The sequence below is a fragment of the Xenorhabdus sp. IM139775 genome (assembly GCF_028598745.1).
In the GTDB taxonomy this organism is placed as follows: domain Bacteria; phylum Pseudomonadota; class Gammaproteobacteria; order Enterobacterales; family Enterobacteriaceae; genus Xenorhabdus.
Genome location: NZ_JAQRFK010000011.1, coordinates 54,390 through 76,473, shown reverse-complemented (window position 1 = coordinate 76,473; position 22,084 = coordinate 54,390). Strand labels below are relative to the sequence as shown.

General features: G+C 43.4%; 23 protein-coding genes and 1 pseudogene. 14 read left to right on the top strand and 10 right to left on the bottom strand.

The window, feature by feature from the left end:
- Positions 1-32 precede the first annotated feature (32 nt).
- The 3 genes and pseudogenes from PSI17_RS04350 to PSI17_RS04340 all read right to left on the bottom strand — a co-directional run bounded on the left by PSI17_RS04350 (position 33) and on the right by PSI17_RS04340 (position 2,012).
- Positions 33-500 (bottom strand): hypothetical protein, encoded by a 468-nt coding sequence (locus PSI17_RS04350; protein ID WP_273550789.1) that lies wholly within the window; start codon positions 498-500, stop codon positions 33-35.
- A pseudogene (locus PSI17_RS04345) lies at positions 497-1,105 on the bottom strand (tyrosine-type recombinase/integrase); the annotation flags it as partial. The gene PSI17_RS04350 and the pseudogene PSI17_RS04345, both read right to left, overlap by 4 nt.
- 43 nt (positions 1,106-1,148) lie before the next feature.
- A complete protein-coding gene (locus PSI17_RS04340) occupies positions 1,149-2,012 on the bottom strand; it encodes a YicC/YloC family endoribonuclease (protein WP_273550788.1) in 864 nt (287 codons plus the stop codon).
- A gap of 124 nt (positions 2,013-2,136) precedes the next feature.
- Here PSI17_RS04340 and rph point away from each other — a divergent pair, with 124 nt between their 5' ends.
- Complete coding sequence (gene rph, locus PSI17_RS04335; protein ID WP_273550787.1) at positions 2,137-2,880, top strand: ribonuclease PH; 744 nt, start codon at positions 2,137-2,139, stop codon at positions 2,878-2,880.
- A 108-nt stretch (positions 2,881-2,988) separates the two neighbouring features.
- On the top strand, positions 2,989-3,630 hold the full coding sequence (pyrE, locus tag PSI17_RS04330; protein ID WP_273550786.1) for an orotate phosphoribosyltransferase: 642 nt from the start codon (positions 2,989-2,991) through the stop codon (positions 3,628-3,630).
- Between the two features lie 261 nt (positions 3,631-3,891).
- On the opposite strand, the gene slmA is transcribed toward pyrE, so the two are convergent.
- The 3 genes from slmA to coaBC form a co-directional block, all read right to left on the bottom strand.
- Positions 3,892-4,491: a nucleoid occlusion factor SlmA gene (gene slmA, locus PSI17_RS04325; RefSeq protein ID WP_273550785.1), complete on the bottom strand. Its 600-nt coding sequence runs from the start codon at positions 4,489-4,491 to the stop codon at positions 3,892-3,894.
- Positions 4,492-4,615: 124 nt separating this feature from the next.
- Complete coding sequence (gene dut / locus PSI17_RS04320; protein WP_273550784.1) at positions 4,616-5,074, bottom strand: dUTP diphosphatase; 459 nt, start codon at positions 5,072-5,074, stop codon at positions 4,616-4,618.
- Positions 5,052-6,296 carry a bifunctional phosphopantothenoylcysteine decarboxylase/phosphopantothenate--cysteine ligase CoaBC gene (coaBC, locus tag PSI17_RS04315; RefSeq protein ID WP_273550783.1) on the bottom strand — a complete coding sequence of 415 codons (1,245 nt, stop codon included), beginning with the start codon at positions 6,294-6,296 and terminating at the stop codon, positions 5,052-5,054. The genes dut and coaBC overlap by 23 nt, the downstream gene beginning before the upstream one ends.
- Before the next feature lie 257 nt (positions 6,297-6,553).
- Here coaBC and radC point away from each other — a divergent pair, with 257 nt between their 5' ends.
- The 7 genes from radC to PSI17_RS04280 all read left to right on the top strand — a co-directional run bounded on the left by radC (position 6,554) and on the right by PSI17_RS04280 (position 12,608).
- A complete protein-coding gene (gene radC / locus PSI17_RS04310) occupies positions 6,554-7,246 on the top strand; it encodes a RadC family protein (RefSeq protein WP_273550793.1) in 693 nt (230 codons plus the stop codon).
- Positions 7,247-7,434: 188 nt separating this feature from the next.
- On the top strand, positions 7,435-7,671 hold the full coding sequence (gene rpmB, locus PSI17_RS04305) for a 50S ribosomal protein L28 (RefSeq protein ID WP_045967846.1): 237 nt from the start codon (positions 7,435-7,437) through the stop codon (positions 7,669-7,671).
- Positions 7,672-7,682: 11 nt separating this feature from the next.
- Positions 7,683-7,850, top strand: a complete 168-nt coding sequence (gene rpmG, locus PSI17_RS04300) for a 50S ribosomal protein L33 (protein ID WP_010847629.1) — start codon at positions 7,683-7,685, stop codon at positions 7,848-7,850.
- Positions 7,851-8,012: 162 nt separating this feature from the next.
- Positions 8,013-9,131 (top strand): glycosyltransferase family 4 protein, encoded by a 1,119-nt coding sequence (locus PSI17_RS04295; RefSeq protein ID WP_273550782.1) that lies wholly within the window; start codon positions 8,013-8,015, stop codon positions 9,129-9,131.
- Positions 9,132-9,321: 190 nt separating this feature from the next.
- Positions 9,322-10,311 carry a glycosyltransferase family 9 protein gene (locus PSI17_RS04290; RefSeq protein ID WP_273550781.1) on the top strand — a complete coding sequence of 330 codons (990 nt, stop codon included), beginning with the start codon at positions 9,322-9,324 and terminating at the stop codon, positions 10,309-10,311.
- A 16-nt stretch (positions 10,312-10,327) separates the two neighbouring features.
- The gene (locus tag PSI17_RS04285) at positions 10,328-11,449 is read left to right on the top strand and encodes a glycosyltransferase family 4 protein (protein WP_273550780.1); all 1,122 of its coding nucleotides are present in this window, start codon (positions 10,328-10,330) and stop codon (positions 11,447-11,449) included.
- Entirely contained in the window at positions 11,430-12,608 is a 1,179-nt protein-coding gene (locus PSI17_RS04280; RefSeq protein WP_273550779.1) for a glycosyltransferase family 4 protein, read from the top strand. The genes PSI17_RS04285 and PSI17_RS04280 overlap by 20 nt, the downstream gene beginning before the upstream one ends.
- A 65-nt stretch (positions 12,609-12,673) precedes the next feature.
- Here the strand turns inward: PSI17_RS04280 and rfaL are convergent, their stop codons facing one another.
- Positions 12,674-13,921: an O-antigen ligase RfaL gene (gene rfaL / locus PSI17_RS04275; protein WP_273550778.1), complete on the bottom strand. Its 1,248-nt coding sequence runs from the start codon at positions 13,919-13,921 to the stop codon at positions 12,674-12,676.
- A gap of 117 nt (positions 13,922-14,038) precedes the next feature.
- Between rfaL and mutM the strand changes: the two genes are divergently transcribed.
- Positions 14,039-14,860, top strand: coding sequence for a bifunctional DNA-formamidopyrimidine glycosylase/DNA-(apurinic or apyrimidinic site) lyase (gene mutM, locus PSI17_RS04270; RefSeq protein WP_273550777.1), 822 nt, complete (start codon positions 14,039-14,041; stop codon positions 14,858-14,860).
- Positions 14,861-14,897: 37 nt separating this feature from the next.
- On the opposite strand, the gene coaD is transcribed toward mutM, so the two are convergent.
- From coaD to waaA, 3 genes are read right to left on the bottom strand one after another with little or no spacing between them, the layout of a single operon-like run.
- Complete coding sequence (coaD, locus tag PSI17_RS04265) at positions 14,898-15,383, bottom strand: pantetheine-phosphate adenylyltransferase (RefSeq protein ID WP_273550776.1); 486 nt, start codon at positions 15,381-15,383, stop codon at positions 14,898-14,900.
- Positions 15,349-16,158 (bottom strand): glycosyltransferase family 2 protein, encoded by an 810-nt coding sequence (locus PSI17_RS04260; protein ID WP_273550775.1) that lies wholly within the window; start codon positions 16,156-16,158, stop codon positions 15,349-15,351. The genes coaD and PSI17_RS04260 overlap by 35 nt, the downstream gene beginning before the upstream one ends.
- Positions 16,158-17,435: a lipid IV(A) 3-deoxy-D-manno-octulosonic acid transferase gene (gene waaA / locus PSI17_RS04255; protein ID WP_273550774.1), complete on the bottom strand. Its 1,278-nt coding sequence runs from the start codon at positions 17,433-17,435 to the stop codon at positions 16,158-16,160. Before waaA ends, PSI17_RS04260 begins: the two co-directional genes overlap by 1 nt.
- A gap of 222 nt (positions 17,436-17,657) precedes the next feature.
- On the opposite strand from waaA, the gene rfaQ reads away from it, so the two are divergent.
- Genes rfaQ through PSI17_RS04235 form a run of 4 tightly spaced genes read left to right on the top strand, consistent with a single transcriptional unit; the run spans position 17,658 to position 22,076 of the window.
- Positions 17,658-18,722: a putative lipopolysaccharide heptosyltransferase III gene (gene rfaQ, locus PSI17_RS04250; RefSeq protein WP_273550773.1), complete on the top strand. Its 1,065-nt coding sequence runs from the start codon at positions 17,658-17,660 to the stop codon at positions 18,720-18,722.
- The gene (locus PSI17_RS04245) at positions 18,719-19,849 is read left to right on the top strand and encodes a glycosyltransferase family 4 protein (protein ID WP_273550772.1); all 1,131 of its coding nucleotides are present in this window, start codon (positions 18,719-18,721) and stop codon (positions 19,847-19,849) included. The genes rfaQ and PSI17_RS04245 overlap by 4 nt, the downstream gene beginning before the upstream one ends.
- Positions 19,846-20,949: a glycosyltransferase gene (locus tag PSI17_RS04240; protein WP_273550771.1), complete on the top strand. Its 1,104-nt coding sequence runs from the start codon at positions 19,846-19,848 to the stop codon at positions 20,947-20,949. Before PSI17_RS04245 ends, PSI17_RS04240 begins: the two co-directional genes overlap by 4 nt.
- Positions 20,950-20,981: 32 nt before the next feature.
- Positions 20,982-22,076, top strand: coding sequence for a glycosyltransferase family 9 protein (locus PSI17_RS04235; protein WP_273550770.1), 1,095 nt, complete (start codon positions 20,982-20,984; stop codon positions 22,074-22,076).
- The last annotated feature ends 8 nt before the right edge of the window (positions 22,077-22,084 follow it).

The following is a 22,084-nucleotide window of genomic DNA, read 5'->3' as shown; positions in this document are numbered from 1 at the left end:
CGTAAACGAAAAATAGCCGGCATGAGTAGTGACTATTTGGATAAGGTATTAATTGCCGGTTTGACGGCTTTGGGTGAGAAATGAGCACTCGTGCTCTTACCCTGTAAAGAGTACCCGCCAAAGGCTTTAATGTATGTTTTCCATTCATCATTTTTTCTATGCTCTGTATATATATTGTTTAGAGCTTGTTCTATTCTTGATGTAATGATCTCTGGGGTAACACCTTCTAATATGCACATGCACGGATATGCAGCACCAAACACGATATCAGAATCAACTGCTGTGTTTGTTCTTGTATCCTGTAATGGCCTGATAGCGTTTACATTATTCACAATAGCACTTCTTAGCTTATTAATATGTTCTGAATACTCCTCTGGTATATCTTTAACTGCCGTATAAGGATCTATGCCAAGAACCGCAAGGGCTACAGCATTAGGAGTTGCACGTCCTTGGGATGAAAATAACTTAAATACATCAATCTCAAGTGGCTTCTTATTCATAAAAATTTCCGTTTGATTTGTTTTATTGGAGTAATGTTGTAGTCTTCGCCTTTTTCCAGCGCCACCAACAAATCACACCATTGAGCTAGTGCGGCTTTACGCTCATCAAAGTAATCATGTCGGTTATAGATGCCCTCAACGCCTTTTATACGGTGATTTAGGCAACGTTCGGCTACAAAGGGGTCAACACCTAACGCGGCTAAGTGGGTTCTGGCAGTTCGTCTAAAGTCGTGGATAGTGAAGTTAGGCATATCAACAGGTAATTCCCGTCTTACTTTGGCAAGCGCAACGGGTAAGGTAGATTCCTGAATATGTGGGATCATGCGATGCTGCATTTTTCTGGCGGGTAGAACATATTGACTACCACAAGCCATAGCCCTTAATTCCATAAACCACTCTATAACCTGTGGACACAGTGGAATGTCTACCGCATCACCGTTCTTGCTGCGTTCTGCCGGAAAGTGCCAGACAGCCTTTTTAAAGTTGAATTCTTCCCAACGTGCGCCGCATAGCTCCATTTTTCGTAAGCATAGGGCAAGCAGTATCTTGAAGCTGATTTCATTCTGGCGGCTGATTGTGGACGTCCTGAAAGCCAGATATAACAATGTATATCTGGCTTTATGATTTTCTCTGAAATGCTAAGGAATGTTATTCAATATTTTGGATCTGTTCGCGCATTTGCTCAATCAGCACCTTCAACTCGATCGCAGAATTGGTTATATCCGCATTAATGGATTTTGAAGCCAATGTATTCGATTCGCGGTTAAATTCCTGCATCATGAAATCCAGTCGGCGGCCAACGGCCTCTTTTTTCTTGAGGATATTACGTGTCTCTTTAACGTGGGCATCCAGACGATCCAACTCTTCTGCCACATCAATACGTTGAGCTAATAAAATGAGCTCTTGCTCAAGGCGGCCATTATCCAATTGAATTTGTGCCTCTTCCAGCTTGGTCTGCAAGCGTTCGCGCTGCCATTGCAGGATTGCCGGCATTTGTTCCCGGACTTTCATCGCCTCCACGGTGACCGCATCCAGACGCTGTTCAATCAGTGTCTTGAGCGCTTGTCCTTCAGTCTCACGGCTCTGGATAAACGCATCCAGTGCCCGATCCAATTCCACCAGTAATTGTGCACTGATGGCATCCAAATCCTGCTCTTCGGCAGACATCACGCCCGGCCAGCGCAGGATATCCACCGGATTAATTTCACCTTCATTACTTTGCTGTTTCACCCAGCTTGCGGCTTCAACCAATTGTTTTGCCAGCTTTTCGTTCAGAATTAAGGCGCTTTGGGCAAGGGTGCCCAGTTCAAAACGCAGGTTACATTCCACTTTGCCGCGCGTCAGGCGGGAACGAATGCGCTCACGGATGACAGGTTCAAGGCTTCTGAATTGCTCTGGCAGGCGAATATAGGTTTCCAAGTAACGCTGATTGACGGAACGCACTTCCCAGGCTGCATTTCCCCAATTTCCTTTGATATCTCGCCGTGCAAAAGCGGTCATACTACGGATCATAATTCATTCCCAGTTTATAAAATGATGGGCGGATTATAACGTTCCATGTAGATGTAGGATAGGCATTCGCCGCTTTAGGCCGTATAATGCGCCCCCAATAATTACGAACAACGGAGATCACATTATGAGCTTAGTAGGAAAGCGTCCGGCGGGAAGAGCAGCGGGGCAGGTGCGTCCTATTAAAATGACCCGTCATTACACTAAACACGCGGAAGGTTCTGTTCTGGTGGAGTTTGGCGATACCAAAGTGTTATGTAATGCCTCCGTTGAAGAAGGAATTCCACGTTTCCTGAAAGGTCAGGGGCAAGGCTGGATCACGGCCGAGTACGGCATGTTGCCACGGGCGACCAATAGCCGTAATGCGCGTGAAGCTGCCAGAGGTAAACAAACAGGCCGCACGATGGAAATCCAACGCCTGATTGCACGTTCGCTGCGTGCTGCCATCGATTTGAAAAAACTGGGTGAATTTACCATTACGCTGGATTGCGATGTGATTCAAGCGGATGGCGGTACACGCACTGCGGCTATTTCTGGTGCTTGTGTGGCATTGGTTGATGCCCTGAATAAGTTGGTTGCGGATGGCAAACTGAAAGAAAGCCCACTGAAAGCGATGGTTGCGGCAGTTTCTGTTGGGATCGTTGAGGGTGAAGGGCGTTGTGACCTGGAGTATGTTGAAGACTCTGCGGCTGAAACTGACATGAATATCGTCATGATGGATGACGGCAGAATGATTGAAGTGCAGGGCACGGCAGAAGGTGAACCGTTCAGCCATGATGAATTGCTCTCACTGCTCTCATTGGCAAAACAGGGACTGGAAACTATTTTCAAAGCACAGCGAGATGCGTTGGAACAAGAACCATTAAAATAATCAATAAAAAAGGCGGCTGAAGAGTCGCCTTTTTTATGCCTGCAATATACCTGATACCTGCAATTGCAATAGTAATGAATGACAAAAGATCAAAGAGGAGAAACTCCAATGAAAGCCTATCAGCGCGAATTTATTGAACTGGCACTGAAAAAACAGGTGCTGAAATTTGGCGAATTTACGCTGAAATCGGGTCGCAAAAGTCCGTACTTTTTCAATGCGGGTCTGTTTAATACCGGACGCGACGTGGCGTTGATTGGCCGTTTCTATGCGGCAGCGCTGCTGGATAGCGGAATTCAGTGTGATTTGCTGTTTGGGCCAGCTTATAAGGGTATCCCGATTGCGACAACGGCCGCAGTGGCATTGGCTGAACATCATGATATTGATATGCCTTATTGCTTTAACCGCAAGGAAGCCAAAGATCATGGTGAAGGGGGATCGCTGGTTGGCAGTCCGCTGCAAGGCAATGTTGTCGTTGTAGATGATGTCATTACAGCAGGTACGGCGATCCGTGAGTCGATGGAAATCATTAAGCAGCATGGAGCAACGCTATCTGGTGTGATTTTGTGTCTGGATCGTCAGGAACGTGGGCGTGAAACGCTTTCAGCGATTCAAGAAGTTGAACGTGACTACCATTGCCAAGTTTTCTCTATCATTACCTTAAATGATTTGGTCAGTTATTTGCGCGAAAATCCAGAGATGCAATCCCATCTGGCCGCAGTGGAAGCGTATCGCAAAGAATATGGTATTTGATGGACAGTAAAGACGGCCAGTCGCTAATGATGGTTTGAGCAAAAAAAATCCCCTCGCCCAAGGGTGGGCGGGGTGAGTAGTAGAAATGGCATCGATCATGGTAAGGATGGTGATAATGATGCCATTATTGAGCCACTGGATCGTGAACTCAATGAGTTCGGATATGTTAACACAACTCAATAAAAAATCCGCACGTTATCCTTCGCTGCATAATAAAAGAGGCGAACTGACGATACTGCGATAAGTTATTGCCGAGGTAGATTATTGCAGTTGGGTCAGTATCAAAGGCCAGCGTATTTCAAATTCAGTTGTCGGGCGATAGCGAAATTCAGAGCGAACAAAACGGGAGAGCATTCCTTCACAAAACGCCAGTAATTGTGAGGCCAATACGGTTTCATCATAATTGAATCCCTGCCCATCACGGATTTTCTTCTCTTTTAAAATTTGGCGAAACTGCATTTCGATTCGCTCAAATAGCTGATTGATGCGATTTTGCAATCTGTCTTGTTCAAACATGAGAGCATGGCCGGTCATGATACGGGTAAGTCCCGGATTTTTTTCCGCAAAGCCTAAAATAAGGGTAAGGATTAACCGAATGCGCGTGATGGTGTCCTTTTCATCTTGCAGGATCAGATTGATACGTGAAATCAAAGAATCTTCGATAAACTCAATCAAGCTATCAAACATCCGGGTTTTGCTCGGAAAATGACGGTAAAGCGCTGCTTCAGAAACACCAACGTTGGCGGCGAGTTTTGCAGTCGTAATGCGTTGGCTACCGTCACTGGACTCCAGCATATGAGCCAGTGCCTGCAAAATTTCCTCACGCCTATTTTTCTTTTTTGTACGTTCTTTTTCTGCCATGTCTGATAAGACCCCTGCTAAAACAGCAAAACAAACCCAGCTATTTTTTGCCACAACGTTATTGGCAAAACATCGTGGGCAAAAAATATGAAAATCGGTTGACGGTATCAGGCTTTATGGAAAGTTATTGACGACCGGAATGACCAAATCCACCACTGCCGCGCTGGCTCGCATCAAAATCTTCAACCAAATTCAATTCAGCCTGCACAACCGGCACAAAAACCATTTGGGCGATGCGTTCACCGGGTTCGATGGTGAAAGTTTTATCACCACGGTTCCAAACTGAAACCATTAATTGTCCCTGATAATCCGAGTCGATAAGCCCGACCAAATTGCCCAGGACAACACCATGTTTGTGACCCAGGCCAGAGCGAGGCAGGATGACCGCAGCCAATTGTTCATCTGCAATATGGATAGCCATTCCGGTTGGCAGAAGTTCCGTTTGGCCAGGTGCCAGTTCCACTGCATTATCCAGACAAGCACGTAAGTCTAAACCCGCAGAACCAGGTGTAGCATAAGTCGGTAAAGGAAATTCTTGCCCGATGCGGGGATCAAGGATCTTAACGTCGATTTTTTTCATCATAGCGTTTGAGTATCTCGTCTAATAAGCGGTGGCTGAGTTGTAATTTACCACTGTGGGGTAAATGAACACTACCCTCATGCCAGAATAGATGTAGTGCATTCGTATCACTGTTGAAGCCGTGTCCGGTCAGGGATACATCATTTGCGCAAATCAAGTCCAGATTCTTCTGCTTGAGTTTTCCGCGGGCATATTCTTCCACATTCTGGGTTTCGGCTGCAAACCCAACGACAAATGGACGATTTTTTTCCATTGCGGCAACGCTTGCGACAATGTCAGGATTTTTCACGAGCGTAAATGTGATTTCATCACCCTGTTTTTTGATTTTCTCTGTTGAGATTTGTTTGAAACGGTAGTCAGACACGGCAGCACAACCGATAAAGATATTCTGCGAGACGGTGGTCGCTTGCACTTGCTCATGCATTTCCAGAGCACTGTTGACATCAATACGCTTAACACCTTGCGGTGTGGGTAAATTAACCGGACCGGTAATTAATGTCACGTCAGCCCCCCGTTCTGCTGCGGCCTGTGCAATGGAAAATCCCATTTTACCGGAGCTGTGATTGCTGATAAAACGGACGGGATCTAAGGCTTCACGGGTTGGCCCTGCGGTAATCGTCATGCGCAGACCCGAAAAATTTTGTTCAGTGTTGAAATGCTGCGTTGCCCGTTCGACGATCGCCATCGGCTCCAACATTCTTCCTGGCCCCACATCCCCACATGCCTGACTGCCCTCATCCGGCCCCCAAATCAATATATTGCGTTCTTTAAGTACCTTCAGGTTATGTTGGGTTGCCTGTGCACGGTACATTTGTTGATTCATTGCCGGTGCAACAGCAATGGGGGCTGCGGAAGCGAGGCAGAGGGTGGTGACTAAATCATTCGCCATGCCTGCGGTCAAGCGAGCCAGCAGGTCTGCGGTGGCGGGTGCGAGAATGATTAAATCAGCCCACTTTGCCAGTTCGATATGCCCCATGGCGGCTTCAGCCGCGGGATCCAATAGGTCATCAGAGACAGGGTGGCCAGAGACGGCCTGTAACGTCAATGGCGTAATAAAAGCCTCTGCTGCGGGCGTCATGACAACGCGTACCTGAGCACCACGATCACGCAAGCGGCGCACCAGTTCGGCAGTTTTGTAAGCGGCGATCCCTCCGCTGATTCCGAGGACGATCTGTTTACCAGAAAGCGGATGATCAGAAATTTGTTTGCCGGAAAATCCTGTCATTTTGATTGTCCAGAGGTCAGTTGCAATTCCTTAAGATTCTATCACAAGAAAATATTGAGTTGAGCACTCCTATTTAGTCCGTTAAAAATAGGTCGTCAAAAATGGCAAGTTTGCGAAGCGCTGCGCAAGCCTCACAAATCGAACTGGCGATGATTTTTTCATCATGGGATAGTAGGCGGCGAGTGAGTATCGACTTGATGGATTCCATCGTCATGGATGGTGGTTATGGGGCAAAGGATGTTAAGGGAGGAGCCTGTATGGATGTCACAGTAATGGAAAGTAGCGAAGAATTGCATTCAAATCTTCTTCCCCGTGAGAAATTACTGGCTTATGGGGCTGTTTCTTTAACGGACGCGGAGTTATTGGCGATCTTTTTGCGTACAGGAACCCGGGGCGTCCCTGTCGTGCAAATGGCGGATAATCTGCTGAAATCGTTTGGTTCGCTTTACCATCTGCTATCCGCTGATTACGCTGATTTTTGTTCACATAAAGGCATGGGATTGTGCAAATATGTTCAGTTGCAGGCGGTTTCTGAATTGGCAAAACGATTTTTTTCCAGTCAGTTTATCCACGAAGATATTATGAGCAGCCCCACGATAACCCAGCATTATTTGCAGGATTTATTATCTTGGCAAGATCGAGAGGTCTTTGTGGTACTGTTTTTGACGAACCAAAATAAAGTCATCTGCCATGATGAAATGTTTAAAGGAACGATAAACAAAGTTGAAGTTCATCCGCGTGAAATTGTAAAACAGGCGGTTAAAGTGAATGCGGCATCAATTATTCTGGCTCACAATCACCCTTCCGGCAATCCAGAGCCTAGCTTGGCAGATAAATTGGTGACAGAAAAAATTATTGCGGCGTGTGACTTGGTTGGCGTTAAGGTTTTGGATCATATCGTCATTGGTAAACAATCTTGTGTTTCATTTATGGAAAGAGGTTGGATTTAATACGGTTTTTTCGCGATACGATCAGATCTTAGTTGTTCGGGACTTGAGCATCTGCGAATGAGGGCGTATACTACGCCACCTTTGAGGATCTTGGGTTTGACGAGAAGAGCCTATCTCGGCTCCTAAGCCTGACGAGGCGGTCATACCCAATACAAAGCTCGAGCTGATTTGATTTTTGGAGAATAGACATGTCCCGAGTCTGCCAAGTTACTGGCAAGCGCCCAGTGAGTGGTAACAACCGCTCCCACGCATTAAATGCGACTAAGCGTCGTTTTCTGCCTAACCTGCACTCTCATCGTTTCTGGGTTGAGTCTGAGAAACGTTTTGTAACCCTGCGTGTCACTGCTAAAGGTATGCGTGTGATTGACAAAAAGGGTATCGATACAGTTCTGGCTGAACTGCGTGCCCGTGGTGAGAAGTACTAAGGAGCTGAAAAATGGCTAAAGGTATTCGCGATAAAATCAAGCTGGTCTCTTCTGCTGGTACAGGTCACTTCTATACCACTACGAAGAACAAGCGTACTATGCCAGAAAAACTGGAAATGAAAAAGTTCGATCCAGTTGTTCGCCAGCATGTTATGTACAAAGAAGCTAAAATTAAATAATTTTAGTGGATTGTAAAAAGCCCAGCATTATGCTGGGTTTTTTTATATCTGTTGATAATGCAATGGCTGTGTAGTTTAAATCAGGTGATGTGTGTGAACGTCAGGCATTGTTCAGTTATACTACCGTTTTTTTAATGATGAGCTGTCAAGCGTAGCGCTAAAATGGTTAGAAATACCTTGAATATCTTACATACAGAATCATCGTGTGGCTGGGGAGGGCAGGAAATTCGTATCCTGACAGAATCTCAGGGCATGATACAGCGTGGGCACCATGTGGTTATCGTTTGTTGCCCGACTTCAACGCTTTACCGCGAAGCTCACCGTTATGGTGTGCCTGTTGTCGCACTTCCCATTGAAAAAAAACGTCTTCCTTGCCTGCGGGCAATGCGTCGTTGGTTAAAGACCGAAGGCCGCCAATTCGATGTCATCAATACCCATAGCTCGACGGACTCTTGGCAGGTGGCTGCGGCATGTGCCACATTAAAAGGCATGCCCCCGGTTGTCCGAACCCGTCATGTTTCAACTCATGTTTCAAAATCCATTGCGACTCGTTGGCTATATTTACACGCCTGCCAGCATATTGTGACAACAGGGGAAAAACTGCGCCAATATCTGCATGCACATAATGATTATCCACTCGCTCATATGACTTCTGTGCCGACAGGGATTGATTTGTCGCGTTTTCATCCTGCAAGCAAGTCCTTGAGTCGTCAGCGCATGGGTATCAAAGACAAGCCGACGTTGGGTATTGTTGCCACAATGAGAACGTGGAAAGGGCATCGTTATTTGCTTGATAGTTGGAAAATTCTTCATCAACGTTATCCTGATTGGCAATTGCTGTTCGTGGGCGATGGTCCGCAGAGAAAGAATTTAGAGCCGCGGGTTCAGCAGGAGGGATTGACTGAAAGTGTTATTTTTCTTGGCAATCGTCAGGATGTTCCTGATTGCTTAAATGCAATGGATATCTTTGCCCTGCCTTCGTTTGGTAATGAAGGTGTACCCCAAGGCATCATGCAGGCAATGGCATGTGGACTGCCGGTTGTCTCTACCTCCGTGGGCGCGATTGCCGAAGCCGTGATTGATGGCGATACAGGGTATGTTATCGAACCGAGAAATGTTGAACAATTAACAGAAAAATTAGACTTATTAATTCATGATGCAGCGTTGCGGTTACGTATGAGAGAGGCTTCATTGCAACGGGCGACTCACTTATTTGGCATGGATAATATGTTAGATAAAATGGAGTCTATTTTTTATCGCAGTATAGAAAGCAAGCGGTAATATTTTGTTTGTATTATTTCTGTCTGGATTGGCAGAATAAGCGACATTTTTATTTAACAACTTGAAATATAATAAATTTTATTTTCGTATGTCTATTGTGTTTATTAACAGTAAATAGAACATTGAATCACTTTATTGTATAGTACCTTACAGTGCCAATCCTTGGATTGATAATTTAATATTCATTATTATGCAACCCCAAAATATTTTAATCATTAATGTTGCCCGCTTTGGTGACACATTGCTTGTGACTCCGGTTATTCGTGCCCTGAAAGAAAAGTGGCCGGAGGCAAATATTGATATATTTGTGCATAAAAAAACAAAAGAAATTCTTGAAAATGTCGGTTTACTTAATGAATTAAAGGCGTTTTCAAAAGGCAAAGCTAAGTGGTGTGGCTGGTTTTCTCGTCGGCAATATGATCTGGCATTCGTATATGGTCATGATCAATCTCTGTTGCAGTACGCTAAACGCGCCGCAAATTTAACCGTTTATTTTTCGGATAATGCGGGTAAAAAATCACATGAATATGCTGTTGCAAGGCCGAGAGAACTTATGCCGGCACAACAGGAAAGAGCGCTGCTAATTAATGCACTTGGGGTTGACGTGAATAATTGGCGTTTGCACTATAGTGTAAGCTCATGTGAAGAGGCATACGCCAAAGGTTTTCTTCAGCAGCAAGGGATAGAACGGCAATTAAGGATCGGTTTTCAGTTACAGAGTTTTCCCGCAAAAGCCTATCGTGATTGGCCGGTAGAACATTTTTACAAATTAGCTCAACGTATTTATCGTGATTATCCGCATGCACATATTTTGCTGTTAGGCAGTAAAGAGGGTGAAGATAGTGCGCGGATGCTGGCTGAAAAATTAGGGCCACACCGATGTTCCTCATTGGCGGGTAAGACGACGATGCGGCAAAATGCGGCGATCATGAGTCAACTTAATTTGTATGTAGGCGTTGATACCGGGACAACTCACTTGGCCGGGGCATTGGGGATACCAATGGTTGCCCTGTATCACAGTTTTCATCCGGGGCGTTTTCTCGCACCTCAACAACATCCCAAATTAGCGGTCATTGAACATCCTGTCGATTACAGGCAGGCAACGCGTCAAGATACCATGTCAGCAATATCGGTAGATCAAGTCTGGCACTCTGTTCAGAACTTGCTGGAAAATCAATGAAAGGATAATGAACAAAATGAAAATAGGATTTATCGATGTCACTGTGACCATGTCGTATGGCGGTATTCAAACCGCTGTTTGGGAGTTAGCCAAGGCGTTGACAGATGCGGGGCATGAAATCCATATTTTCGGTGGTACTGGCGATGTTCGGCCTGCATTAGGTGGAAGAAATATCCCTATTCACACTTTCCCATTTGTCCCCAGAGCGCGCGTACTTAACCTTGGGCGTCGCTTCCAACGCATTGTTGAACGTTATTCCTTTGCTCGTCATGCCCGGGAAACAGTGATTGCTGAAAATTTTGATTGGGTGATTTTGACGAAACCGTTTGATTTTTTCTGGCCCAGAATGATGCCAGCAACATCCCATACCCAGTTTTGCTATATGAGTGGCGGAACCAGTTTTTTTAAAGGGGATCGGGTATTAGGCAAGAAAATCTCGGCTTGGGTTGCATGTAGTCATTTTAATGCCTGGCAGATTCAGCATCACTTCAAACAATTTCCTGGTGTCATCTATAATGGGGTGGATATCGATAAATTCAAACCCGCTGATTCGGCTGTCCGAACTCGATTAGGCATCAATGAGAAAACGTTCCTGTTAACGTTTGCTGGCAGGTTGGTTGGTTGGAAGGGCATGAAAGTCGCCATTGATGCAATGGCGTTGCTGCGGGACAAGGATGTAAAGTTATTGATTATTGGTGAAGGTGAGGATTTGAAATTGCTTGAAAAGCGGGTTTCTGCTTTAAGTCTGGAAGAATCCGTTATTTTTCACCCGCCAGTGGGCCATGATCAATTACCTGAATTTTATGCGGCAGGTGATGCGGGTATTTTCCCGAGTATTGGTGATGAGGCATTTGGTATTACGATTGCAGAAGCGATGGCGTGTGGGCGACCTGTGATTGCCAGCTATATTGGTGGAATACCGGAAGTGGTTGGTAATGAGGGAAGTGCGGGTATTTTGGTAACGCCCGGTGATGCGATGGCGATTGCTGATGCGGTGAATCATCTTTTGTCCCTGCCGGATAGAGGGGAAAATATGGGGAAATCAGCCCGCCAGAGAATTGAAACAATGTACACTTGGGAACATTCTGCTAGCCGTTTATTGAACGCCATAAAAAATAATGAAAATTGCGTATATTGATCCTTATCCTGTGCCTGATTATCGGGTTGCATCACTGCAAATTTTGCAGAATGTAGATGCTTTTGCCCGTCAGGGGCACCGTGTTTGTCTGATTACCCCGAAAGGCCAGACCCAAGTTGAGGAAATCCTTGGCAGGTCGCTACCGCCTTCTGTGGAATTAATTGCCCTGCACGATATACGACGAAAATGGTATTTCCCGCTAAATACTCAGAAACTGTTTTACTTGCAGGTTTCCCGCTGGCTTAAAGAGCATCAGGTTGATGCGCTCTTTACCCGCAATATTAAAATGGCGAATTACCTGTTGTGTCATCATCCCAATATCCCCCATTTCTTTGAAAGCCATGAAATATTTTCTCAGTCGTTTAAAGAATCCCATGATTTGCTCAATCGTAAAAACCAACGTAAATATCATAAACTCAGAAAGATTGAGCAGCAGGTTTATGAGTGTTCTCAGGTTGTCTTTGTCCTGACTTCGTTATTACAAGAAGATATTTATAAACAATATAGGGTCAAGACACCGGTTGTTGTGGCACCTGATGGCGTTGATATGCAGGCGGCTGAAGCGGCTAAACAGACGCCGGCCAGCAGTGATCACAACAGCACATTGCCTAAAAAAGTGCTTTATCTGGGTAGCCTGCATCGTTGGAAAGGCGTCCCGACAGTAATGAAAGCCATGTCTTATCTGGATAAGGTTGAACTGAACATTGCCGGCGGTACAACTGAACAAATTGAGCGATTGCGTCAGGTTGCTGAGCAGATTGGCGTAAGTGATAAAGTTAATTTCCTTGGCTTTATTCAACCTAAAAAACGCTTTCAGGTGATTGCTGATAGTGATATTTGTGTTCTACCCTTGACGAAAACCAGTATCGGCAGCCGCTATACTTCCCCCCTTAAACTTTTTGAATATATGGCGATGGGTAAACCTGTCGTTATTTCTGATTTCCCTTCCATTCGTGATGCGGTGGATGAAAATGCGGTCAATTTCGCAGATAGTGAAAATGCGGAAAGTTTTGCTGAACAGATACAGTGGCTGATTAATCATCCCGCTGAAATGATGGCGAAAATTGATTATTCCCAACGATTGGTTGCAGAACGGTTTAACTGGGATCAACGTGCGAAGTTAATGATGAGTGTGATAGCGGAAAAATTACGCCCATAATCAGCAGGCTTCAGTGATAAATTCAGCCCATAGCATCTGTTGCCTATGGGCTGATATTTCACCGTTTAGGTTATCGCCTTATTGGTTGGCTTCTTATATAGCGAAATCATTAAACCAAACAGGATACCTATTTCATTGATATAAGCATTTTCAAAAGCTCCCCTGACGATAAATAAGCCGATAAAAGCGGACAGAAGGATAAGCCCTACTTGGCTGACAATGTCGTTATGTTGACGAATGATTTGTCCACTGGTCAATAGAGCTGAAAATGTCATCAACACCGTTGTGATCAAGCCAAGAACACCAGCCGAAAACCAAAGTGATAAGAAGATATTATGTGGACCAATTGAAGTTCTGAATGTCCAATCAGGATAATCAGCTACACGGTTATTGTAGACGTGATGATAAATTTTATTACCAAAACCATAGCCCTTGATAGGGTTTTCCATGATTAGGGACCATGCAGAACCTTGGGTGCCGTTACTATAGCGATAGCTGCTATCTGTTTGGGTGAGTTTATGGATCAGTAATCGAGTGTCAGGGTTGGATATCGCTGACCAGTGTGTCGCGCCAGCCAGTATCCCCAGACATATTGTCGCTGCAAAGGTGAGTTTCCACTCTCTGTTAATCACAATGATAAACACGGTGGCGACGACAATGGCAACCCACGCACCACGGGAAAGTGTTCCAAGGAGTAAGAATAAGCTAATCGCTGAGGCAATAATCAACAATAACCAGCTGAGTAGAGAATGCTTCTTCCATAACGCCCAGGTACAAAGTAATACAGGGAAATAGAAAATAAACCCGTAAGAAAACTCGCGGTGATTGAAATTCGTAAACGGCATTTCACCTGTAGCATGGTAATTAATGATGTATTTCGCAATATCGGTTAGTGAGATAGCGGTCAGGCCGATAATAAAGGCAGTGAGGATCATCTTAGCGATATGTTCTTTACTTTCTTGATAGAGCACAATAGGAAGAGTAAAACTGAATAAAAGTAATCCATTTAAAATCGGTTTATTCATTTCCTTGAAACTCAATGCAGGATCAATGGAAATTCCAACAGAGTAGAACATCGCCAGAACGAACAGTAATACGGATAAAAATAGGTGGTTACGTAATGAACGGGCTACTTGACGAAAATCCTTTACCAGATAATAGAGTGCGGTTATACAGATAAGGATCATGACAAGATTTTTGTATCTTGTGATATCTGGCAGATAAACAAGAATGATATATAGCCCAACAAGGGATAAATTCCATAAGGATTTCTTGTTGTGACTGATGTTAAAACCATTTTTTATATTAAGCATAATAATCAATCTATTTTCTTATATTACCCAATCGAATCTGGCTGCAAATAATACATGAAAACGGTATTGTAATCTGTTCAGATCCACTGTCGTAGATAATTTATTCAAGGAGTTGGTATGCCGGAGCTACCAGAGGTGGAAACCAGCCGCAGGGGGATTGAACCTCACTTGGTTGGCAATGTGATCCAGTATGTTGAGGTCAGGAATTCCCGTTTACGCTGGCCGGTTTCCGAGCAAATCATGACGCTTGCAGACAGGCCGGTGCTGAGTGTGCAACGGCGGGCAAAGTACTTATTACTTGAGTTGCCGGAGGGCTGGATTATTATCCATTTGGGGATGTCTGGCAGCTTGCGTGTTTTGTTGAATGAACAGCCTCCGGCAAAGCATGATCATGTCGATGTGATGATGGCTGATGGTAAAATTCTCCGCTATACCGATCCCCGACGTTTTGGTGCATGGCTGTGGAGTGATAATCTTAATACGTGCTCCGTACTGGTTCATTTAGGCCCAGAACCGCTTTCCGATCGGTTTGACGGCGAATACCTTTACACACTTTCCCGCAATAAAAAAACGGCGATTAAACCATGGCTAATGGATAATAAAGTGGTCGTTGGTGTTGGGAATATTTATGCCAACGAAGCGTTATTCGTTGCACGTATCCTGCCTGAACGTCCGGTAAATTCACTGACGCAGCCAGAAGCCCATCTATTGGCCGATACCATCAAACAGATCTTACGCCGTTCGATTGAACAAGGCGGAACGACACTGAAGGATTTTCTACAATCTGATGGCAAACCAGGATATTTTGCTCAAGAACTGTTTGTCTATGGCAAGAAAGGTGAACTTTGCCCACGATGTGGTGGGACAAGCGGTGAGAAAATCGACAGTATAAAATTGGGGCAACGCAGTACATTTTTCTGCCGTCAGTGCCAGCATTAAACATAGTAGGGGGCAGAAGATAATCGCCCCCGCACAATTAATCTTTGCCCAGTTTCTTTAGCATTGCCTGTGTGACAGGTTTTGACAGGAAGGATGAAACGTCACCATCATGGCGTGCAACATCCTTGATTAAGGATGATGAGACGAAAGAGAGCGTTTGCGAAGGCAATAAAAAGACACTTTCCAGCTCTGGCATAAAATGTCGGTTCATATTGGCAAGTTGCCATTCATATTCAAAATCGGAAACAGAACGGACACCGCGGATTAAGATATTCGCCTGCTGCTTTTTGGCAAAATTAACCATCAGCTCGCTAAACCCAACCACATCGACATTTTCCAGATGAGCCGTGGCTTCTTTAGCCAGCCCGACGCGTTCTTCCAGACTGAACATGGGATTTTTTCTGTCACTGTTGGCGATGGCCAATAAAACATGGTCAAACATGTTTGCGGCACGAGTCACGACATCAAGATGACCGTAAGTGATGGGGTCAAAGGTGCCGGGATAAATCGCTTTTCTTTTCATCGTTGTTTTTACTCTTTATTTGAGTCATTTCCCAAAGTGCAGCGTATTTATTGAAAGTATACTGGGCATTCACCATGGCTAACACCAGACCCTGCTTACCGTCCAAAAACCCCGCCCTTAGTAGCCAGGTTTTGAAAAATGCGCCTAGCGTATGGCTGATTATCGAAAAATAGCGGGTTTTTTTACCCTGTTCGTAGCGATGCTTTGCCCAATCTCTCGCATAACTCAATTGTTTTTGCTGGAACTCCATCAGGTTACGGCAAGTCAGGTGACGTAAATCACCTTTTAGCGTCACGACAGGTGCGCCTTGAGTTTCCAGAGATTCATGAACCTGATGATCATTGTATTGGTAACGTTCACGACAATAAAGACGGATCACTTTATCGGGATACCAGCCACTGTGTTGCATAAATCTCCCCATAAATAGATTGAGGCGCGCACAGCTATAAACTTTATTATCATCAGGGTTGGCTAGAATTTGCTCGATGGATACTTTAAGTTCTGGCGTCACACGTTCATCGGCATCAATCATAAAAATATAATCGCCGCTGGCATAGGATTGTGCGAGTCGTCGCTGTTGACCGAAGCCAGGCCATTGGGGATGCGAGTAGACTTTTGCTCCCATCTCACTGGCTATTTGGCAAGTGGTATCGGTGCTGCTGGAATCCAAGACGATGATTTCATCTGCCCAATTGACAGAAAGCAGGCAATCTGCAATTAAATCAGCGGCATTTTTGGTGATCATGACAACGGACAGCCGTTTTTTCGCAACCATCAATGGCTCCTTGGCGGGAGATAAGGTTCCAGTAATTTTAGCAAACGTTGAAGAGCACCTTGGTTTTCATGCAGCACCTCGGCAGCATGGTGGCCGTAATAGCGGCGGTAATCTTCATCTGTCAGCAGGCTATTGATAGCTGAACTTAATGATTGGCTATCCGTAACCGTAATCAGCCCGTCCGCTTTATTCAGCTTGGCACAGATATCTTTAAAATTGAAGGTATGAGGACCCATAATGACGGGAATTGCGTGTGCTGCCGCTTCCAGCGGGTTATGTCCGCCTCGCGCTATCAGGCTTCCCCCGACAAAAGCCAGGTCAGCGATACCGTACAGGAGCATCAGTTCTCCCATGGTATCGCCAATCACCACTTGCACATTGGTATCAGGGATCGTGCCGGCACTGCGTAAGATCGCGTTTAACCCGGCTTTTTGGGTTAACTCGGCGGCTTTGCCAAAACGTTCAGGATGGCGGGGCACCAGAATTAGCAACAGATCAGGAAATTGTTTTAGCAGCTTACAATGGGCGTCCAAAATGATGGTTTCTTCCCCATCATGGGTGCTGGTTGCTATCCATACCGGCCGATGAGGTGCCCATTGGCGACGCAATGTGACGGCTTTTGCCGCAAGCTCTGGTGTCACAGAGATATCGAATTTCAGGCTGCCAGTCACAGAGAGCTGGGAACGTCTTAATCCCAATTCGATAAAGCGCTCACCATCTTCCAGATTTTGTGCCGCGATCAAGGTGATTTTGTTTAAAATGGTTTTAATGAAGCTGTTAATTTTCTGATATCCCGCCGCAGAACGGGCGGATAGCCTTGCATTGGCGATAACCAGCGGGATTTCCCGTTGGTGTAGCGCAGTGATCAGATTAGGCCACAATTCGGTTTCCATAATGATCACTAATTTGGGATTGACGTGATCAAGAAAACGGCTCATTGAACCAGGCAGGTCATAGGGAAGGTAGACATGGTTAACATCATTGCCCAGAGCAGACAGAACCCTTTCAGACCCTGTCGGTGTCATGGTTGTTATCGTAATCGACAACAAAGGATAGTGGTGCCGTAAGATCCGCACGAGCGGAATGGCAGCCAATGTCTCTCCAACAGAAACGGAATGCAGTAAAATTCCCCCGGGGGTTACTTTTTGGGCACAGAAGCCATAGCGCTCACCCCAGCGTTTACGATACGCCGGTGATTTGCGACTGCGCAGCAGCAGGCGTAACCAGATAATGGGTTGGATAAGGTAGAGGAGTACCTGATATAAGCGAAGCAACATTCTATCAAATTCACTGACATAGACTGCGGTTATAGTACCACATTGGCTTAAAGAAAGTGTGTAAAATGCGGATATGTTGTGCGCCTATTGCCAAAAGTGGGGAGAAAGCAGTTGATGAGTCAGGTGGATACACTTGATATCTAAAAATAGAAAGAAGAAGTTTCTGTCTTTAGAATATAATGTAATGAGATTTCTGCCTCAATCGCGAATATTGGAAACACAATGGGCAAAATATCCCCTCGATTTAAAAAGATCCTGATCATAAAACTAAGACATCATGGTGATACATTGCTTACCACACCAGTTGTGAATACGTTGAAAGAAAATTTTCCTGACACTGAAATTGATGTTTTGCTGTACAAAGAAACAAAACCAATGTTGATGAATTTTGCTTCCATATCCCATATTTTTTCTATAGATAGACAGTGGAAAAAGGAAGGCGCGAAAGCGTATATTGCCCATCATTGGTGTCTGTTGAGTCAATTAAGGAAAAGCAAATATGATCTCATCATTAACCTTGCTGATCAGTGGTACGGCGCTTTGGTGTCTAAGATTTCTGGGGCTCCAATCCGCATTGCCTTTGATTTCCCCAAACGGCAAAACTGGTTATGGAAAGTTTGTTTTAGTGACTTGATTTCTACTGAAGGTGAAGAATCTCTACACGTTGTTGAGCAGAATTTATCAGTATTGAAACCGATTAAACTTTCCAATATCAATTTTGATGTAACGATGAGCTATAGTGAAGACGATTGGCATAAGGTATCAAATCTTTTGCGTGTCGGTGGAATTCATCACAAGTATATTGTTATCCACCCGGCATCACGCTGGTTTTTCAAGTGCTGGAATGATGGGAAGATGAGTGAAACCATTAACGCGTTACAAGAAGATGGACATTCCATTGTCGTTACATCAGGGCCTGAGTTACGGGAAAAAGAGATGGTGGAGAAAATTTTATCCGCCTGTCATCAGGAAAATGTTATCTCTTTAGCTGGTCAGCTTACATTACCCCAACTTGGGGCACTGATTGCCCATGCCAAGTTGTTTATTGGGGTTGATTCTGTCCCTATGCATATGGCTGCTGCATTGAAAACACCTTGCATTGCATTATTCGGGCCTTCTAAATTAGTTTTTTGGCGTCCTTGGCATGTTAATGGGGAAGTGATTTGGGCGGGAAATTACGGTAAATTACCTAATCCTGATGATATTGATACCAAAACAGATACTCGTTATTTGGATCTTATCCCTACTGATGTCGTGATTACTGCTGCCCGGAGATATTTATCATGAAACCTATGCGCCTTGCCATTGTCCGGCAAAAATATCGGCCTGATGGAGGTGCTGAACGTTTTATTTCCAGAGCACTTGAAGCATTGGATAATGATAGTTTGGATTTGAACGTAATTACCCGCTCTTGGGAAGGGAGTCGTAACCCCAATTGGCATGTGCATTTGGTAAACCCTTTTAAATGGGATCGGATTAGTCGAGAAAAGCGATTTGCCGATGCTGCCAGCCGCATTTGGCAAAGGGAGAAATTCGATATTGTTCAAAGCCATGAACGAATTGCGGGATGTGATGTGTATCGAGCCGGGGATGGTGTCCATCGACGTTGGTTGCAGCAAAGAGCACGTATCTTACCATCCTGGAAAAGCAAATTGCTTTTTGCCAGTCGCTATCATCGCTATGTCATGGATGCTGAGAAAAAGATGTATTTCTCCCCTGAATTAAAAAAAGTTATTTGCAACTCTGAGATGGTTAAGCGTGAGGTAATGGAAGATTTTAATCTTCCTGATGGAAAAATCTCTGTTATCTATAATGCCATTGACCAGTCACAATTTTTTTCGGCCGGGGAAGCTGAACGGTTCGCGTTACGGCAGAAATATGCTATTCCCGCACAGGCAAAATGTTTTGTATATGTAGGCTCAGGTTTTGAAAGAAAAGGATTAAAAGCTGCGATAGAAGCTATTAGTATGACAGATGCTTATCTGGTTGTGATTGGGCAAGATAAAGAAGAAGATAAATATAAGCAGTTAGCCAATTCATTTGGCTGTCATGAACGGGTTCGATTTTTTGGCGTACAAAAAAAGACACTGCCATTTTATCAAATGGCGGATGGTTTGTTATTACCAACGCTATATGATCCTTTCCCGAACGTTATTTTGGAAGCGATGGCATGTGGATTACCTGTCATAACGAGTGATACTTGTGGAGGAGCTGAATTCATTGTTTCAGGAGAGAACGGCTTTGTGTGTGATGCTCTGGATATTTCAGCTTTAGCAGAATCTATTTCTTCAGTGCCTGCGGATAATTTAACCAGTAAAATCTCAAAGTTATCAAAAGAGAAAATAGTGAACTATACTCCCATTTATTTATCTCAGCAGCTTACGGAACTGTATAGCAAGGTGCTTTCCCAATGAAAGGACATATTCTATTTATCATTGACGGATTACCAGGAGGGGGAGCTGAAAATGTTACAATTCGTTTATGTAGCGGCCTGCAACAAAAAGGTTTTGATATTACCTTGTTATCTCTCTCTGATAAATGTGATTACCCGATCCCAAATCATGTTGAACTAATCATTAATACAGACGAATACAGAGGACCTTTTAGAAGACAGACTGAAATTGTTCGTAGAGCTAAATCTATGGATAAAATTTTGTCGAAAGTCTTTCTTCAAAAAGGTAAGCCAGTGTTAGTGATATCTAACTTACATAAAACGGATCGTATTGTTGCTAAATCTAAAATATTGGCAAACTTAAATGTATGGTTTTGTATTCACGGTGTATTTTCAAAATCGTATCTTGAAAACAAAACAGGATTATCTCGCTGGATTAAGAAATGGAAAATTCAGAGAGTCTATCGAAACCGTAACTTGATTTGTGTTTCTGATGCTGTTGGGTTGGATTTGAAAGAAAACTTATCATTGGCTCCGAGAAAAATAGTCACGATTTACAATCCATTCAATCTTACTGAAATTAAAACCCATTCTTTGGAAAATAACCCTTATTCCGGCGAAAATTATTTTCTTCATCTTGGACGTTTCCATAGAGTAAAACGCCATGATCGCTTGCTGGAAGCTTTTGCTATGGCTGATCTACCTTGTAAGTTGTTAATTGCAGGTCAAGGCGATGAAAATATAATCAGTGCAATAAAACAAAAAATTGCGGAATTTAACTTGCAATCTAAAGTTTTCCTAATCGGTTTTTTAGTGAACCCATTACCGGTAATACGGGAGGCTAAAGCTGTTGTATTAAGTTCGGATAGCGAAGGGCTAGGCAATGTTTTGATTGAGGCTTTGATTTGCAATACTCCGATTGTCAGCACGAATTGCCCTGGTGGAGTCAGCGAGATTATGATGGGTGAGTTGGAGCAATATAAATCTGAGTTGACTTCCGACTCGTTAGCGGAAAAAATGCGACTTGTTTATCAAAATCCACCGATAATCACGGAAGATATGTATAAGAAATTCGATTTGGAAGTTGTGCTTGGCAAGTATTTAAATTTGATACAACAATAAGTACTTCTGACATTATTTTTTGAGATATTTCAATGATTGATAAAAAATTCAAAAAGTTACGCGAGATAAATAGAAGGAAAAATTACTTCTTTAAAAAAATAAGGTTTAATATCGCTAAAATATTTATTGATAAGAGGAGAAAGAATGAATTTGATTCTAGCAGTATAAAAAAAATTCTTTTCTTACGAGATGATAATAAAATTGGTGATATGATTATCTCTACACCCGTATTTAAGGCGCTATATCAGCGTGGATTTGAGTTGCATGTGTTATCAGGTAATTCTAATTACTGTGTGGTTAAAAATAATCCATATATAGATAAATTTTACTTCTATCCTGATAAAACTAAAGAGATAATTAAACTTGGTTTGACACTGAAGAAAGAGAGTTATGATCTTGTCATTGATATGGGAGAGCAACTGCCAGTCATTTATCTATTATTTATACGACTAATTAATTCTAAGAGTGTATTGGGGTTTAATAAAGAAAAAATAAACATATATAATAAAAATATAAAATATTTCCAATATGAATCACATATCACTGAAAGATACAAGATTCTTATGGAGAGTATAGGGATCTATAATTGTAATATACAATATGATCTACATATTCCTAAAGACACTCAAGACAAGGTATGTGATTTTTATTCTGATTTGCCTGGAAAAACAACTATTGTTATCAATCCCTTCGCTGCTGAGGAAAGAAGAAATCTTTCAGAAGAACAATTGATGGGGATAACATCTTATATTCATAAATGGTACCCATCAATTAACATCATATTAGTGGGGCAGCGTAATAAATTAAATACTCTTTCGTATTTGGGTGAATATATAATTAATCCATTTGGTGATTTTCTCAGTGCAGTGGAAATTATAAGACAGTCTGACCTAGTTATTTCACCAGATACATCTATTGTACATGTAGCAGCCGCATATGAAAAAAATACAATTGCTCTATATGGTAATGATAAACATGGAAGTTTTGTTAATAATTATGTATGGGGGCCTAGAAATAAAAATGCTATTCAGTTAGTTCAGAAGAATGAAAATAGTAGAATTAGTGAAATACCATTAGATGTTATTTTGGACAAGATCAGTTTTTTCTTAAGTAAATTGGAAACATAAGAATTCAG